At 29.6% G+C, this 16,833-nt stretch carries 13 protein-coding genes and 1 other annotated feature; of the genes, 2 read left to right on the top strand and 11 right to left on the bottom strand.

Translation table 11 applies throughout. The features are described 5' to 3' along the window. Positions 1-16: 16 nt before the first annotated feature. From BLS77_RS02740 to BLS77_RS02690, 11 genes are all read right to left on the bottom strand, one after another. Positions 17-2,374, bottom strand: a complete 2,358-nt coding sequence (locus BLS77_RS02740; protein ID WP_089965581.1) for an endonuclease MutS2 — start codon at positions 2,372-2,374, stop codon at positions 17-19. Positions 2,375-2,488: 114 nt separating this feature from the next. Further along, on the bottom strand, positions 2,489-4,840 hold the full coding sequence (locus BLS77_RS02735; RefSeq protein ID WP_089965578.1) for a U32 family peptidase: 2,352 nt from the start codon (positions 4,838-4,840) through the stop codon (positions 2,489-2,491). Positions 4,841-5,046: 206 nt separating this feature from the next. Next, positions 5,047-6,054: a cell division protein ZapA gene (locus BLS77_RS02730; RefSeq protein WP_089965576.1), complete on the bottom strand. Its 1,008-nt coding sequence runs from the start codon at positions 6,052-6,054 to the stop codon at positions 5,047-5,049. Between the two features lie 160 nt (positions 6,055-6,214). Continuing rightward, the gene (pheT, locus tag BLS77_RS02725) at positions 6,215-8,596 is read right to left on the bottom strand and encodes a phenylalanine--tRNA ligase subunit beta (protein WP_089965574.1); all 2,382 of its coding nucleotides are present in this window, start codon (positions 8,594-8,596) and stop codon (positions 6,215-6,217) included. A gap of 91 nt (positions 8,597-8,687) precedes the next feature. Next, positions 8,688-9,707: a phenylalanine--tRNA ligase subunit alpha gene (gene pheS, locus BLS77_RS02720; protein WP_089965571.1), complete on the bottom strand. Its 1,020-nt coding sequence runs from the start codon at positions 9,705-9,707 to the stop codon at positions 8,688-8,690. 74 nt (positions 9,708-9,781) lie between these two features. Then, positions 9,782-10,002: a binding site (T-box leader), on the bottom strand. Between the two features lie 117 nt (positions 10,003-10,119). Continuing rightward, a complete protein-coding gene (locus BLS77_RS02715) occupies positions 10,120-10,905 on the bottom strand; it encodes a TrmH family RNA methyltransferase (protein WP_089965568.1) in 786 nt (261 codons plus the stop codon). A 14-nt stretch (positions 10,906-10,919) separates the two neighbouring features. Continuing rightward, positions 10,920-11,588: a potassium channel family protein gene (locus BLS77_RS02710; protein ID WP_089965565.1), complete on the bottom strand. Its 669-nt coding sequence runs from the start codon at positions 11,586-11,588 to the stop codon at positions 10,920-10,922. Positions 11,589-11,880: 292 nt separating this feature from the next. Further along, entirely contained in the window at positions 11,881-12,240 is a 360-nt protein-coding gene (gene rplT / locus BLS77_RS02705) for a 50S ribosomal protein L20 (RefSeq protein WP_089965563.1), read from the bottom strand. Positions 12,241-12,270: 30 nt separating this feature from the next. Then, entirely contained in the window at positions 12,271-12,468 is a 198-nt protein-coding gene (gene rpmI / locus BLS77_RS02700; RefSeq protein ID WP_089965560.1) for a 50S ribosomal protein L35, read from the bottom strand. Between the two features lie 21 nt (positions 12,469-12,489). Next, the gene (gene infC / locus BLS77_RS02695) at positions 12,490-13,011 is read right to left on the bottom strand and encodes a translation initiation factor IF-3 (RefSeq protein WP_089966514.1); all 522 of its coding nucleotides are present in this window, start codon (positions 13,009-13,011) and stop codon (positions 12,490-12,492) included. A 205-nt stretch (positions 13,012-13,216) separates the two neighbouring features. Next, positions 13,217-14,551, bottom strand: coding sequence for an APC family permease (locus BLS77_RS02690; protein ID WP_089965558.1), 1,335 nt, complete (start codon positions 14,549-14,551; stop codon positions 13,217-13,219). Positions 14,552-14,925: 374 nt separating this feature from the next. On the opposite strand from BLS77_RS02690, the gene BLS77_RS02685 reads away from it, so the two are divergent. Next, positions 14,926-15,240, top strand: coding sequence for a heavy metal-binding domain-containing protein (locus BLS77_RS02685; protein WP_089965555.1), 315 nt, complete (start codon positions 14,926-14,928; stop codon positions 15,238-15,240). Positions 15,241-15,610: 370 nt separating this feature from the next. Then, positions 15,611-16,789, top strand: a complete 1,179-nt coding sequence (locus tag BLS77_RS02680) for an iron-containing alcohol dehydrogenase (RefSeq protein WP_089965553.1) — start codon at positions 15,611-15,613, stop codon at positions 16,787-16,789. Positions 16,790-16,833: the final 44 nt, after the last annotated feature.

Raw genomic sequence — 16,833 nt, 5'->3', positions numbered from 1 at the left:
ACTGATATTTATACGCCTACTTTAAATTAACTATTGTTACTCCATCTCCACCTTCTCCATAAACTCCTAATCTATAAGATTTAACATGAGGATGTCTTTTCAACATATTGTTAATTGCATTTCTAAGTACTCCTGTTCCTTTTCCATGAACTACTACTACTTCTGATAAATTCCCAAGGTAAGCATCATCTAGGTACTTATCTGTTGTATAACAAGCCTCCTCTGAATCCATCCCCCTTAAATCTACTCTACTTTCTATAGATCTAAAATTAATCTTTACTTCTCTTGCTTTTTTCTCTTTTTTCTCTGGAACTCCATTAGATTTTCTAAGATCTTTTAGTTTTACATTTATTTTCATAATTCCAGCTTCAACTTGAACTTCGCCTCTAGAATCTGGCATAGATATAACTATTACTTTTTGATTTAGAGAAGGTAAAAACACTTCCATTCCAAGAGTAACTTTTTCCATAACTTCCCCTTGATTTTCTTTCATTTTATAAAGTGAATTTTCTCGCTCTTCTAAACCATCCTTAAGTTTCTTTCGTTCTTCTTCTAGCCTCTTCCTACCACCTTGTTCTATCCCAAGCTTTTCAAGTTCTCTCATTGCTTTAAGTATATCATCGGCCTCATCCTTAGCGTTTGCTACAATATCCCTAGCATCACGTCTTGCCTCTTCATAGGCTTTATCTCTTACTTCTTCTAACCTATTTAGTTTTTCTTCATATTTCTTTTTAATGTCTTCAGCCTCTAATTTGATTTTTTTAGCTTCTCTTGCATCTCTATTAGCTAATATACTTTTTTCTTGAAGTTCTCTAATTAAATCTTCAAATTGTAAATTTTCATCTGACATATAATCCTTAGCTTTACTTATAACATCATTACTAAGCCCAAGCCTTCTCGAAATTTCAAATGCATTAGATTTACCCGGAACACCAATTAATAATCTATAAGTTGGTCTAAGTGTTTCTAAATCAAATTCAACTGAAGCATTTTCTATTCCTTCAGTTTTAAGAGCATACCCTTTCAGTTCACTATAATGAGTTGTAGCAATAAGCCTTGTTCCTCTATCTCTTAATGTATCTATAATAGATACTGCTAATGCTGCCCCTTCTACCGGGTCTGTTCCCGATCCAAGTTCATCAAATAAAACCAATGAGTCTTCATCTGCATTTTCCATTATAGTAACAATATTAGTCATATGAGATGAGAAAGTTGAAAGTGATTGTTCTATACTTTGTTCATCTCCAATATCCGCAAAAACTTCTTTAAAGAAACTTACAGTTGAGCCATCTCTTGCTGGTATCAAAAGACCACTTAATGCCATTAAATGAACTAATCCTACTGTTTTTAGCATAACAGTTTTACCACCAGTATTAGGTCCTGTAATCATAATAGCTGTAAATTCTTTTCCTAAATAAATATCTGAAGGTACCACTATCTTTGGGTCTATTAATGGATGTCTTACTTGAATAATATCAAAACTTCTATCTTCACTTATCTCAGGGCAAATTGCATTTAATGAAGATGCATATTTCCCTTTTGCAAATATGAAATCTAGTTCTAATAATATTTTACTATTATTAACACATTCCTCTATATTATCAGATACCTTTCCTGATAACTCAGTTAATATTCTTTCTATTTCAGCCTTTTCTTTTAAAAATAATTCTTTAATTTCATTATTTAAATTTACAAGACTCATAGGCTCAATAAATAAAGTTGCACCAGATGAACTTTGATCATGAACAAGACCTGGTACTGCTCCTTTATATTCAGTCTTTACAGGAAGTACATATCTGTCCCCTCTCATAGTATAAAGACTATCTTGAAGGAATTTAGAATTAGCTCTAACTATTCCATTTATTTTTTCACGAACAGAAGCATTTTTTTCTTTTAAACTTTTTCTAATTCTAAATAAAGTTGCACTTGCTCTATCACTTATTTCTTCTTCAGAAACAATTGCATTTTCTATTTCCTGTTCTAATGCTTTTATAGGAGTTAGTATATAAGCTAAATCTTTAAGTTTTGGATACGATATTTCATCTTCTTCCTTTGGAATATAATCTTTAAATCTTCGGGCACATCTAAGCATTGCTCCAATTCTAAGTAATTGCTCCGCTGTAAGCACTCCATCTTTTTCAGCTCTATTAAGACCATCTCTTACATCATACAGTCCTTCAAAAGGAGGAGATCCTTTTTTTATTAATATATCTAAAGCCTCATTACTTTCCTTAAGCTTATTTCTAACTTCAAAACAAGTATTATATGGCATTAAATTATCAATTAACTCTTTTCCACCTGAAGTTACAGCATAAAATTTTAGTTTCTCTTTTATTTTGTTGAATTCTAATACTCTTAGAGATTTTTCCTGCATATAATTCTCCTTTATTGACCTTTAGGAAGCTTAAAATAAATTATAGCAAAATAAATAACTATTTAGCATTTTTTTATTTCATGCTTCCCTAGGACTTTTATATTTTATTATCCCTTATTCTATTCCTCTTCTATAATGACCTTTAGTATATAAATTATTATCAATTTCTTCTATTCCTTTTACCATTCCAATAACTCTCTTAACTTCTAAGTAAGTCTCATCTCTAAACTCAACTCTAAATGAATTTACTCCAAAGTTCTTTAATTCATCAACTTCTGCAATTATATTAATTGGAAGTGGATTTAAAATATAACTTCTACAATAAAGATCAGTCATAACTCTAAGTTTTTCATTCATTCTATCAATTAAAACAAATTCATCTTTTGAACAAGCTATATTACAATCTTTGCAAGATGATTTTCCCCCAAAAGTACTCCCAATTGGACAATACTCACTTATCATTAATTCTGTTTTACCATATATTATACTTTGAATATTACCTTTTGAAGCCTTAGTAATAGCTTTTATTTCTTTTCTATTTAATTCAATGCTAAGAGTTGGCGTATCAATAATATCTTGATAAAACTTTAATGCTTCTGAGTTAATAATATTTAACTTATAATCTCCAACTATATATAATTCATCTTTGTATTTATTAATAATTCCAACATTTACAGTAACTATTCCCTTAATATAAGGTTTAACTTTTTCTATCACCTTAATAACTTGATTAAATTCACTTTTTATTACATTTGGTATTTTTAGATATATGTTAATATTTTTATTTTCTTCTACTAAAATTTTTATATCCTTATCTCTTAACGCTTCTTTATCCCTACTAAATAAATCTACAGTTATATCAGTGCATTCACATTCAACTAATGCCTTTAATTGAGGTTTAGTTATACATTGATATAATAATTCAACACTTTCATTTGAATAATTAACTTCCTTTGCTATTGTTTTTTCAGGTCTCTTTCTTCTGAAACTCTTACAAATAGCTTTCTTAAGTCCTTCAAAGGCATCTCTTCTAAGTGTATTTAAATCAGCTATTCTTAAGAAGCCTTCTTCATAACATTCAAATGTAATTTTATTAAATTTAAATTGAGTCTCTCCTACCTTTTGCATGCTTTCAATTATTCTTTCTTTATCTAAAGGCCTCTTTTCTGCTTTTTGTACAGTTTCCCCAAAAAATTCATAATCTTTTCCATTATACTTAATTAAAATTCCAAGAGGTTCACCTATTTTAAATATAACTTTTGCATTTACACCTATTTTCTTAATATAAGGTTTAGTGTAATCTTCTAATTCATCATATAATTTCTTATTTAAACTTTTGAAAAGTTCATCACCTTTTTTATAGTTTATCGGGAAAATTTTAACCCTATCCCCAATATTTGCGCTTTCAACTTCTTCACCATTAAGGATAATTTTACTTACAGGACCTCCATCATCCCTATATCTTATACCGTCACCAAGAGATAATTCATCTTGGATTATAATTTCTCCATTACTTTCGACTCTACCAAGTGGCACCCCTGTATTTTTTGGAGAATTATAACTCATCATATCTTTGCCAGTATCTTTTATAAGAAATGCTTTTGAAAAACCTTCTCTATTAAACAATTGTAGTAGCTCTCTTTTACCTTTATTACTATCAAAGTTTTTATTATATAAAACCTCATCTATTGATTTTCTATAGTTATCAACAACTCCTGCTACATATTCAGCTCTTTTCATTCTTCCTTCTATTTTTAAAGATGATGTTCCTGAATCTATAATTTCTTTCATATCATCTATTGTGCAAATATCCTTCGGACTTAATAAATGAGCCTTTTTTTCTCCCAAAACATTTCCTTTAAGAGTATATTCCATTCTACAAGGCTGAGCGCATTTTCCTCTATTACCACTTCTTCCACCAATCATTGAACTCATCAAACATTGGCCTGAGTAAGATATACATAAAGCACCATGTACAAATATTTCTGTTTCAATTTCAAGATCTTTAGAAATATATTTAATTTCTTCAAGGGATAGTTCTCTAGATAAAACTATTCTAGTAAACCCTCTTTCCTTAAAGAACATAGCTCCTTCACCATTATGTATTGTCATTTGAGTTGATGCATGAAGCACCATTTTTGGGAAATCCTCTTTAATTCTTTTGCATAAACCCAAATCTTGAATAAGTATTGCATCTACTCCAATTTCATATAAAAAACCTGCATATTTAACAGCCTCTTCTATTTCATTTTCCTTTAATATAGTATTTATTGTTACATAAACCTTAACACCATAACTATGTGCATAATCAACAGCCTTAATCATATTATCATTATCGAAGTTTGAAGCATATGCTCTAGCTGAAAATTTATTTCCACCTAAGTAAACTGCATCGCACCCTTTATTTATTGCTGCGAAAAGACTCTCCATGCTACCTGCCGGTGCCAGTAATTCTATTTTTTCCATGTATTTTCTCCTATTCTATGTTTTCTATTTATAATAACATTCCTATTTATTTATCTAAATGTAACTATACTAATTATATATACCACAAATTTAATTTTTTTTCTATTATTCATACTAATAGTATCGCTATAATTTTCTATTTTATCAACAATGTATAATAAAATAGAACTCACACTAACTTCTCTAAGCTCGTATGAGTCCTCTATTTATTTAAGAAATGGACTTTTGTCTTTTTTTGATTTTGCCAACTCTATTTGTACATCTATTAACTTTTTCTCTAAATTTAAAACCTTAAATTTAGAATTTTGTAGTTGGAAATGCATTTCCTTGCTTCTAATTTTAATTTTTTCTTTCATTTCAATATTAGATTTTAGTTCCTGTTCCATAATTGTAATTTGCTCTCCTAAACTTTCTATTTCTTCTTTATATTCATGTTTTTCTTCACTAGTTATAGATTGTACTATTTCTTTTTCCTTATCTAATATTTCTTTAGATAGTTTATATTTTTCCTCTAATAATTTATTATTTTCATCTTCTAACGTAGATATTTTAGAGTAACTATCTTCAACAGCTGATCTTAAATCATCGTTTCCGCTATTAAGCAATACTACCTCTCTTTTAATCCTCCTATATTCCTCATCCTTCACATCTTTAATTTTTATAATTTCGTTGTTTAATTTAACAACATTTTCTTTATAATCTTCACATTGTATTTTCTTAATCTTTAATTGTTCTTTATAATATATAGTTTGTCCCTTTAGCTTTTCCACTTCACTCTTTAAAGTATCCATTTCTTTTAATTCATTAGTTAATAAATTAACCTTTTCACTTAGTTTATTAACGCCTAAAACCTTTTCTTCCATTATTTTCATTACTTTTGTTATGCTATTAATTTCTTCATCTTTAATATTTGAGGTCTTATCCATTTCTTCCCTAATCTCTTTTATTCTTTCTTTTAATGTTAAATGTCTTTCTTCTAATAAATTTTTCTTTTTAATCAGATCTTCAGCTTCTTTATCACCTTTAAACAGTTCATCAGCTATATTTAAACCTGCTAGCACTGCAACTGCTGTAGAACTTAGCTTGCTATTATTAGTCATTATTTCTCTAACTTTTCCATCTACATATCCCGCTAATTTTAATAAATATTCTTGATTTTCTTTTCCTTTTAAATTATATTCCATTCCATTTATCTTAACTGTAACAGTATTCATATCTACACCTCTTAATCAAAATATAATAATATATTCTCTATCTATATTTTAACATAAAATAAATAGATATGGAATAATATAAAACTTTACAAATTAAAATACGGTATAGATAGTGTATTTGTATACTATCTATACCGTATTTCTATGTTTTACTAAATCTCTACCTAAGTTCTGCTCCTAGTTTATGTTCTAGGGATCTTAGTATCTTGTCGTGTACTTTTGTTACGTCTTTTTCTACTAATGTTTTCTTTTCGTCTCTATATGCTATTGCATATGCTATGCTCTTTTTACCTTCTGGGATTTGTGCACCTTTGTATATATCAAATAATTTGATTTTTTCTACTAGGTTTCCTCCAGCTCTTTTTATTGTATCTTCTATATCTTGAACTAGCACTGCATCTTCAACTAGCATTGCAATATCTCTTGTTACTGCCGGAAATTTAGGTAATGCTTTATATTTCTTTTCTAATTTTGCATTATCAAATAATACATCTAAATCTATTTCAGCAATAAAACATGGTACATCTACTCCATAGTTATCTGAAACATCTGGATGTATTTCTCCAAGAACGCCTGAATTTTGTGCTTTTCCTACTGTAACTCTTGCAGTTTTACCTGGATGGTAGCTTGTGTTTTCACTTTCACGCAGATAACTGCTCTTAGTTATACCAAGTCCAGCTATTACATTTTCAACTATTCCCTTTAAGTCTAGATAATCACAATCACCATATATACCTATAGTTAAAATATTCTTTTCTGTAGGCAATTTATTTTGATCTTCATTTGGTATATATACTTTACCAACTTCAAATAATCGTACAATATCATTACTTCTTGAATAATTTCTACCTAAGCATTCCATTATTGAATGAAGTGTTGTTGTTCTCATTATTGAGTAATCTTCTCCAAGTGGGTTCTTTATTTTAACTGCATTTCGGAGCTCACTATCTACTGATAACTTAACTTTATCAAATACCTTAGGTGATATAAATGAATAACTAATTGATTGGCTAACGCCACTAGCAATCATTGACGCTATAACATTTTCACTTAATAATTCATTTCTATATTTTGGTTCTCTTTCAGTTGAAACCTTAAATATTGTAGCTGGAATATTATCGTATCCATATATTCTTGCTACCTCTTCTGCTATATCTTCTTTTATAGATATATCAATTCTGAAAGTAGGAGCTATTACTTCTAACAGGTCTCCATTAATTTCTGTTTTTAAATCTAATGAATCTAAATATTTCTTCATTTCTTCCTTAGAGATCTTTGTGCCAAGGAATGTATTTATCCAAGTGCTACTTACTGTTAACTTGCTTTCTTCTTTTTTATGGTTGTAAACATCAATTGTTCCTTCCATGATTTCTCCGCAGTTTAACTCGCAAACTAAAGCACAAGCTCTATCTATTGCAAGTGCAGCTAGGTTTGGATCTATATCTTTTTCAAATCTTGATGAACTTTCACTTCTAAGATTTAATTTTTTTGAATTAACTCTTATGTTTGTTCCTTCAAAGTTTGCACATTCAAAAACAACACTAGTTGTATCTTCTTTTATTTGTGAATTTAATCCACCCATAATTCCCGCTAAGCCAATAATTGTTTCAGAATCTTTAATACAAAGGACATTTGAATCTAAAGTTCTTTCAATTTCATCTAAAGTTGTAAATTTTTCAGAGTCTTTCGCTCTTTCTACAACTATTGTTCCAGTTTGTATTTCTCTAGTATCAAATGCATGCATTGGTTCCCCAAGTTCAAGCATTACAAAGTTAGTTATATCAACCATATTATTTATTGGCCTTACACCAGCTTCTAAAAGCCTTTCTTGCATCCAACTTGGTGATGGTTCTATTTTAACGTTCTTAACTCCTCTTGCCATATATCTTCTACATAAATCATCTCTAACTTCAACTTTTAACTCATCATTAATGTTAGCACAATTTTTAGCCTCATATTTGAAGTTTGGCATTTTATAAGTTGTTCTTATTGTTGCTGCTGTTTCTCTTGCCATACCAACAATGCTTAAACAATCTGGTCTATTAGATGTTATTTCAAAATCTAATATTGCCTTATTTAAATTTAAATATTCTTTCATACAAACTCCAAGTGGAGCATTAGTATCTAATATCATTAAGCCATGAATTTCTTCTTCTCCAGCTATTCCTAGTTCTTCTTCAGAACAGAACATACCATTTGAAACTACACCTCTTAATTTACCCTTTTTAATTTCTGTTCCATCTGCAAGTATTGATTTATGAAGTGCTACTGGCACAATATCTTGCTCCTTCATATTAGTTGCAGCTGTTACAATTTGTATTAGTTCTTCTGCTCCTATATTAACTTGACATACATTTAACTTTTCAGCATCTGGATGCTTAGTTATTTCTACAATTTTACCTGTAACTATATTTTTAATTATATCTCCTTGTATTATAACCTCCTCAACTGCAGAACCTGATAATGTTAATTTATCCCCAAGTTCCTTTGCATCTATATTTACTTCAACATAATCTTTTAACCAATTAAATGGCACCTTCATATATATTACCTCCTACTATTAAGTGAGAATTTGAATCTAAGAATTTAGTTGTATAAATTATTTCTCTCAATTTTAAAAATCATAATTCACTTTAAAATTGATTTAAGAATCTCATATCACTTTCATATAATAATCTTATATCATCTATACCATATTTAAGCATAACCATTCTATCAACACCAAACCCAAAAGCAAATCCGCTATATTCTTCTGGATCTATTCCACAGTTTCTTAAAACTTGTGGATGAACCATTCCACACCCCAGTAGTTCTATCCATCCACTACCCTTGCATACCTTACATCCGCTGCCTTCGCAAACAAAGCAAGTCGCATCCATTTCTGCTGACGGTTCTGTAAACGGAAAGTGATGTGGTCTAAACTTAGTTTTAACCTTATCTCCAAACATTTTCTTTGCAAATAATTCTAAAGTTCCCTTAAGATCTGCAAATGTTACACCCTTATCTATAACTAACCCTTCCATTTGATAGAATATAGGTGAATGCGTTGCATCTACAGCATCTGATCTATAAACTTTTCCAGGAGCTATCATTTTTATCGGAGGTTTTTGTTCTTCCATAACTCTTATTTGAACTGGTGATGTTTGTGTTCTTAACACTAAATTTTCATTTATGTAGAAAGTATCTTGTTCACTTCTAGCCGGATGATCCTTTGGAATATTTAAAGCTTCAAAGTTATAATGATCAAGTTCAACTTCTGGTCCCTCTTCTATTGTGAATCCCATTGAAACGAATATTTCCTTCATACTAGCTAATGTTAAATCTAGGGGATGTCTTTTACCTATAATATTTTTCTTACCAGGCATTGATATATCAATTACCTCTGAAGATAATTTAGCATTTTTTTCTGTTTCTTTGATTTCTTTAGATATTGATTCAATTTTGTCCTCAACATCTTTTTTTACTACGTTAACTAACTTTCCAACTAAAGGTCTTTCTTCAGCAGATAACGCCCCCATACCTCTTAAAATTGTAGTTAGCTCTCCCTTTTTACCTAAATACTTAACTCTTATTTCTTCAAGTATAGTACCTTCTAAAACTACTTCTAATTCCTTAAATGCAGATTCCTTAATATCTATTAGTTTTTGTTGCATTTTTATTCCCTCCTTAATTATTCACTTTTGAATATTATTAATCTTTTTTACATAAAAAAACCCCTATCCCTATAAAAAGGGACGGAGTATCCGCGTTACCACCCTAATTGGTTCTAAATTAAATTTAGAAACCCAACTTGATTTAAATAACGGTAAAACCGCTAGCTACTACTATTACTTCAAAGCTAGGACTCCTGAGTGAACTTCAATATAGTTCATTTTAAGTGGCTTTCAGTCTTAGGCCTCTTATCCCTGAAAAATTCCTTATATCTACTCTCTCATTCACAGTCTTTTAATATTCTTTTAGGTAGCTGAAACTAAATAATAAATACTGATTTATGTAATAAGTTATAGCTACCTTATAACTTATTATACAAACAAAGGTAGTTAATTTCAATACCAATTTTAATTTTTATACCTTTGATAAATTTTGTCTTACTTTTTCAAATAATATTATAGATGTTGCAATTGCCACATTTAATGATTCCGCACCACCCGGCATTGGTATTTTAACCTTTTTATCTGCTAGCGAAAATACTTCTTCACTAATACCATTACCTTCGTTCCCAACTGATAATATTATTTTCCCCTTTAAATCCGCTTCAAAAAAATCTTTAGATTCCTGAAGTGATGTAGCAACTAGACTAAACCCTTCCTCTTTTAATTTCTTTATAAAAGATAGATTCTCATCATCTTGTATTATAGGTACATAAAACAATGACCCCATAGTTGACCTTATAACTTTATCGTTATATATATCTACTGTTCCTTTAGTTAAAATAATTCCATCTACTCCTGCTGCATGAGCCGTTCTAATTATAGTCCCTAAGTTTCCAGGATCCTGAACCTTATCACATAAAAGAAAAAATTCTCCTTTTATGTTCTTTTGCACCTTTTTATCTTTCACAACAGCAATAGCCCCTTGAGGTGTTTCTGTTGATGTTAACATAGCAAATAAATTATTTTTAATTATATAAATATTACTAGTATCAATATACCTATCTAAGTATTCATTTAACTTTTCTTCGCATCCTTCGTTAATTATAAGATATTCTATTTCCATATTAGCTTTAAAAGCTTCTTGAATAAGTCTAAAGCCTTCAATTATATATTTACCTTCTTTTGTCCTATTTCTTCTTTCTTTTAACTTTTTAGTTTCCTTAAATAAATTGTTATCTTTACTTTCTATATTTATCAAAGTCTTATACCTCATTAATTAAGTTTAACTATCATGCCTTCTAGCTTTCTAAGTTCCTCTGCTGATCCAATGGCAACAATTATATCACCTGATTCAACTTTATCTTCTGCTGAAGGAGATATGTTAATTTCTTCACCTTTTTTAATAGCCATTACATTTATTCCATATTCGCTTCTAAGTCTCAATTCATTTAAGTTCTTACCTTGCCACTCATCTAAAGCTCTTATTTCCATTATACTATAATCTGGTGATAGCTCAATGTAATCAAGAATACTTTCTGAAACAAGATTATGAGCAACTCTTACCCCCATGTCCTTTTCCGGTAATACAACTCTATCTGCTCCAATTTTATATAATACCTTTGCATGCAAATCACTATGTCCCTTTGCAATTATATATTTTACACCAAGTTCTTTAACTAATAATGTAACCATTACACTTGCCTGAATATTTGATCCTATAGTTACAATTGCAACATCAAAATTTCTTATTCCAAGAGATCTTAATGCATTTTCATCAGTTGCATCTACTTGAACAGCATGTGTTACATTATCTGAAATTTCTTGTACTAAATCCTCATTCATATCTATTGCTAATACGTCATTACCTAATGCATATAAAGTTTTAGCAACTGATAATCCAAATCTACCTAATCCTATTATTACAAATTGTTTGTTTGCCATATCATCCTATCTCCTGACTTATTAATATTTTCTAGTTATTTTTTAAATTTCCTTACTTTATTTATTATACACTATATTATGAAAAGTATAAGATATTTTTCATAAATTCATATCATTTTTTTACATTCTCTCCATATTATATAAATAGAACCCTGCACTTATGGTGAAGGGTTCTATTTGTAGATTTTTTACATATTTTTTTTAAAATAACAAGCTAATATGCTAGTATATATTTTAATGACTTATATTAAAATATAAAAGAAAATGCGACTTTACAGTCGCATTTAATATGTTACTTATTTAATTGGCTTTTTGCAACTTCTACTAAGTCAGCAAATGCCTTTGGATCATTTATAGCTATTTCAGCTAACATTTTTCTGTTTATGTCTATTCCAGCTAATTTCATTCCATTCATAAATGTTGAGTATGACATACCGCTCATTCTTGTAGCAGCATTTATTCTAACTATCCATAAACTTCTGAAATCTCTCTTCTTTAATCTTCTACCCACGTATGCGTTTCTTAAAGCTCTAATTACTGATTCGTTAGCAGTTTTGAATAGTCTACTTTTTCCACCATAATAACCTTTTGCAGCTTTTAAAACCTTTTTATGGTTTTTACGACTGTTGACGGCTCTTTTAACTCTTGCCATGTTTCAATTCCTCCTATATACATATCTATTTTATAGATATGGTAATAATTTCTTCATTGTTTTTTCTTGAGTTGTTGAAACTAAAGCAGATTTTCTTAAGTTTCTCTTTCTCTTTGAACTTTTCTTAGTTAAGATATGGCTCTTGAAAGCTTTAGCTCTCTTAAGTCTACCTGTACCTGTTTTCTTAAATCTTTTTGCTGCACCTTTGTGCGTTTTCATTTTTGGCATGATAATAATCCTCCTCTCAGATTATGCTTTTTTAGGGCCTACAATCATTGTCATGTTTCTACCTTCTTGTCTTGGATATTTTTCAATTATGCAAATATCTTCTAACTTTTCAAAGAAGTTTTCAAGAATTTTTTTACCCATATGGCCAAGTGTAGCTTCTCTACCTTTGAACCTAACAGTGATTTTAACCTTATCCCCATCTAGTAGGAATTTTCTAGCATTTTTAGCCTTAATAGTAATGTCGTTTTCTTCAATATTCAGACTACATCTGATTTCTTTAAGAACAACTACTTTTTGACTTTTCTTTGCGTCTTTGTCTTTCTTTGCTTGCTCATAGATATGCTTACCTAAATCCATTATTCTACATACTGGCGGTTTAGCAGTTGGAGAAATCATTACCAAATCACAGTCTTTTTCATCTGCAATTTCTTGAGCATCATTAGTTGCCATTATTCCTAATTGGCTTCCATCATGACCTATAACTCTAATTTCTCTCTCTCTTATGTCATCGTTACAAATAAATTTTTTACTAATATGTTCCACCTCCATAAATTTTTTAAATAAAAACACAACATAATGGGGACAGCTTCCGCCGTCCCCATTATTCTATATTTAACTGAAATTAATTCAGTTACATTTTAAAATAATTACCTAACTAAGCATAATGCCGTAAGGTGAGAAACGGCTGTGTTTCCTCTTAACAAAATATATTTTATCATGATACTAAATTGTTGTCAACCTTTTTTTATTATTCTATATTTATATTCTTTTCTTGATATTTCCAAAATAGAATAGCTGCAATAAGTACACTTAGTGATATACTTGCATAAACCCAAAACAATGAATTTTGGATACTTCCAGCTAAAATTATTAATGAACCAACGGTTGCTAAAATCGGATTGAGTTTTCCTCTCCATAGGCCTTTAATTTCACCACTTATACCCATTTTAAACACCTTAAAATATAAAATTATGTATAATAAATAATTAATTGTAATTGATATTTCTGATATATCTGAGTTATTAAGTATCTTTGATTTTAAAATTATATAATGGGCTAATAACCAAATTAATGATATTAAAAATGCAATAACAGAAGATTGTACCGGCATTCCAATCTTATCATTTACTTTCGAAAATGTTTTGTATTTAGGGAACATCCCTCTAATTGCTAAAGAATATGGTAATCTAGTGTGTCCCATTATAACACCATTAACTGCTCCAAGTATTGATATAACTACAAATGTAAGTATTATCTTAGCACCAAATGGTCCAAATAAATTATTTGCCACTAATGCTACATGAGCATCTCCAAGGTTCATTATAGTTTCTGTTCCAATATACATACTAATCCCTACAAAATATAATAAATAAATTACAAGTATAAATAAAGGCGCCATAACTAGTGCCTTTGGTAAGTTTCTTTTAGAATCTTTAACTTCATGACCTATTGATGTTGCCATTATCCATCCATCAAATGAAAATGCAATTGGAGCTATAGCTGCTATCCATCCAAATGATTTCATACTAGTTATATCACTTAGTATAACTGTACTTGTCTCTCCAAATAATGTTCCTGCAATTGCGATTACTATTAATGGAATTATTTTAATTATAGTTGATGCATTTTGAAAAATCCCACCAAGCTTTGCTGATAATATATTCATTATATATGTAATAGTCATTATAAATAATCCAATTAAAATTTGTATCTCTAGTGTACTATTAAATCCAAATAACATGCATATATATATTCCTGAAACCCAAGAAACTACTGCAATTATAGTTGGATAATATAAAAAGGTATGAAACCACCCAAGTGCACATGCAATAGATTTATTATATGATTCTTCTGCATATGTTATTATCCCACCAGCTTTACTGCTTCTTGCTGCAAGTTCTGAAATTGTAAGACTTCCAAATACAATTCCGATTGCAGCAATACAAAATAATAGCACACCAAGTGCTATACTTCCATTTGTTGCGACAAGTATGTTATCACTCTTAAAAAATATTCCTGATCCAATAACAACTCCTACAATCATACCTACTGTAGTAAATAAACCGTACTCATTTTTTTTCATGTACATTTCCTCCTCATCCTAAGTAAAATTTTATTTTAATATGCCTAAATTATATAATATTTAATATATCATAAATTGTCATAATTTTAAATATATATTGTGTTTTTTATCAGTTATTCAATAATTTAATATAAATCCCCTGTTAAACCATACTTTTATTCTTTATTGTTTATTCTTTGTAATTTTTAATATTATATACATTTTTTTCAATACCCTTTACTATTTATTGTAATAGAACTTCTATAATGATATGTAGCAAACTTAATAAACTGCTATATTTCTTTCAAACAAATATACTGTAAAACTTGAAATTTAATTGAATTTCAAGTTTTATTATGATAACGTTTAAACATACAAATTTTAGGAGGTATATTATGTTAATTTTAACTACTGAAACTTTTCCCGGAAAGGAAATTATAGAAGTTAAGGGACTTGTAAAAGGTGGTACTGTTAGGTGTAAACATATAGGGAAAGATATTGGTGCTAGTTTTAAAAACCTTGTTGGAGGAGAAATGACTGGCTACACTGAAATGTTAACTGAAGCTAGGCAAATTGCTATTGGAAGAATGGTTGATGATGCTACTGCCAAAGGCGCAAATGCCATTGTTGCAATGAGACTTATGTCATCTTCCATCACACCTGGATCTTGTGAAATGGTTGCTTACGGTACTGCCGTTGTAATCGAGTAGTTGTTCCTCACATGTTTTTTATTATACTCCTTATTATTTTAATCTATGCAATCATTATTTTAGGATCAATTTGTTTATTAATTTCGACTATTGTAAACAGATGCAAAGAAAAAAAGCTAGAAAAAGAAGAACACAAAGATTATAAAGATTATTAGAGATTCAAAAAATAACAAGTCAACATTTAAAATAGACTAGCTATTGTATTGTTATTTTTAAACTGTCTTAATAAATGCCCATTAACTTTTTAAATTAATAAAAGTTAATAGGTATTTTTATTTTTATACCCTTATTGATTATAATATTCTACTTTTTAGTCTAAACTAATTTGTATAGGATTAATTCTAAAAAATAAATACATGGAGGTATATCAATGGATTTTCAATATTTTATTCCTACAAAAATACTTTTTGGTCCTGGTAAACTAAATGAATTATCAAAGGTAAAATTACCTGGCACCAAGGCACTAATCGTAATTTCTGGCGGTAATTCCATGAGAAAATATGGTTATTTAGATAAAGTTCAATGTTTACTTAAAGAAAATGGTGTTCAAAGCTTAGTCTTTGATAAAATACTCCCAAACCCTGTCTTATCAAGTGTAATGGAGGGCGCTTCCATAGCTAAAAGGGAATGCTGCGATTTTGTAGTTGGACTTGGTGGTGGTAGTAGTATAGACGCTGCTAAAAGCATTGCTGTAATGGCTATAAACCCAGGCAATTATTGGGATTATATTTCCGGTGGTAGCGGAGGTAATAAGCCTGTTTCTAAGAAAGCCTTACCTATAGTTGCAATTACTACAACTGCCGGTACTGGCACTGAAGCTGATCCTTGGACCGTTATAACTAAAGAAGATACTAATGAAAAAATAGGCTTTGGAATCGAAGATACATTCCCTATTTTATCCATAGTTGATCCTGAGCTTATGACTTCTATTCCTCCACATTTAACTGCTTACCAAGGTTTTGATGCATTATTCCATGCAACCGAAGGATATATAGCAAATATATCGACTCCTTTAAGTGATATATTTGCATTAAAAAGTATTGAATTAATTTCACAAAACTTATCCAAAGCTGTTAAAAATGGTGAAAACATAACCGCTCGTACAAATGTAGCCTTAGCGAATACCCTATCCGGAATGGTAGAATCCACCTCTAGTTGTACATCTGAACATTCTATGGAGCATGCATTAAGTGCTTATCATCCAGAATTGCCTCATGGAGCGGGGCTTATTATGCTATGCGAGAGTTATTATAGCTTCTTCGAAGATAAAGTTGCTGAAAAATTTATTGATATGGCTAAAGCAATGGGGGAAGACGTAGATTCATTACCTGAACACAAACGTCCCCATTCATTTATTACCGCTTTGAAAAAATTAATAAAAAATTGTAATGTTGAAGCTTTAAAAATGTCTGACTTTGGAATTAAAGAAGATGAAATACCTAAAATAGCTGAAAATGCAAGAAATACAATGGGTGGACTTTTCACTTTAGATAGATATACTTTATCTTTAGATGAAACAATAGAAATTATAAAAAATGCTTATAAATAATAATTCATTTATTATAATAAACAAAATACCAAGTTTAGTAGTCC

This window comes from Clostridium gasigenes (assembly GCF_900104115.1).
GTDB classification, from domain to species: domain Bacteria; phylum Bacillota; class Clostridia; order Clostridiales; family Clostridiaceae; genus Clostridium; species Clostridium gasigenes.
Note: the sequence above shows the minus strand (reverse complement) of the source record. Positions and strands in the feature narration are given on the sequence as shown.

What these genes read in the sequence shown, in the direction of transcription:
- BLS77_RS02680 (WP_089965553.1), top strand. Translation starts at nt 15,611, where the DNA reads ATGGATTTTCAATATTTTATTCCTACAAAAATACTTTTTGGTCCTGGT.
- BLS77_RS02740 (WP_089965581.1), bottom strand. Translation starts at nt 2,374, where the DNA reads ATGCAGGAAAAATCTCTAAGAGTATTAGAATTCAACAAAATAAAAGAG.
- pheT (WP_089965574.1), bottom strand. Translation starts at nt 8,596, where the DNA reads ATGAAGGTGCCATTTAATTGGTTAAAAGATTATGTTGAAGTAAATATA.
- BLS77_RS02730 (WP_089965576.1), bottom strand. Translation starts at nt 6,054, where the DNA reads ATGAATACTGTTACAGTTAAGATAAATGGAATGGAATATAATTTAAAA.
- BLS77_RS02690 (WP_089965558.1), bottom strand. Translation starts at nt 14,551, where the DNA reads ATGAAAAAAAATGAGTACGGTTTATTTACTACAGTAGGTATGATTGTA.
- rpmI (WP_089965560.1), bottom strand. Translation starts at nt 12,468, where the DNA reads ATGCCAAAAATGAAAACGCACAAAGGTGCAGCAAAAAGATTTAAGAAA.
- BLS77_RS02710 (WP_089965565.1), bottom strand. Translation starts at nt 11,588, where the DNA reads ATGGCAAACAAACAATTTGTAATAATAGGATTAGGTAGATTTGGATTA.
- pheS (WP_089965571.1), bottom strand. Translation starts at nt 9,707, where the DNA reads ATGCAACAAAAACTAATAGATATTAAGGAATCTGCATTTAAGGAATTA.
- BLS77_RS02685 (WP_089965555.1), top strand. Translation starts at nt 14,926, where the DNA reads ATGTTAATTTTAACTACTGAAACTTTTCCCGGAAAGGAAATTATAGAA.
- BLS77_RS02735 (WP_089965578.1), bottom strand. Translation starts at nt 4,840, where the DNA reads ATGGAAAAAATAGAATTACTGGCACCGGCAGGTAGCATGGAGAGTCTT.
- rplT (WP_089965563.1), bottom strand. Translation starts at nt 12,240, where the DNA reads ATGGCAAGAGTTAAAAGAGCCGTCAACAGTCGTAAAAACCATAAAAAG.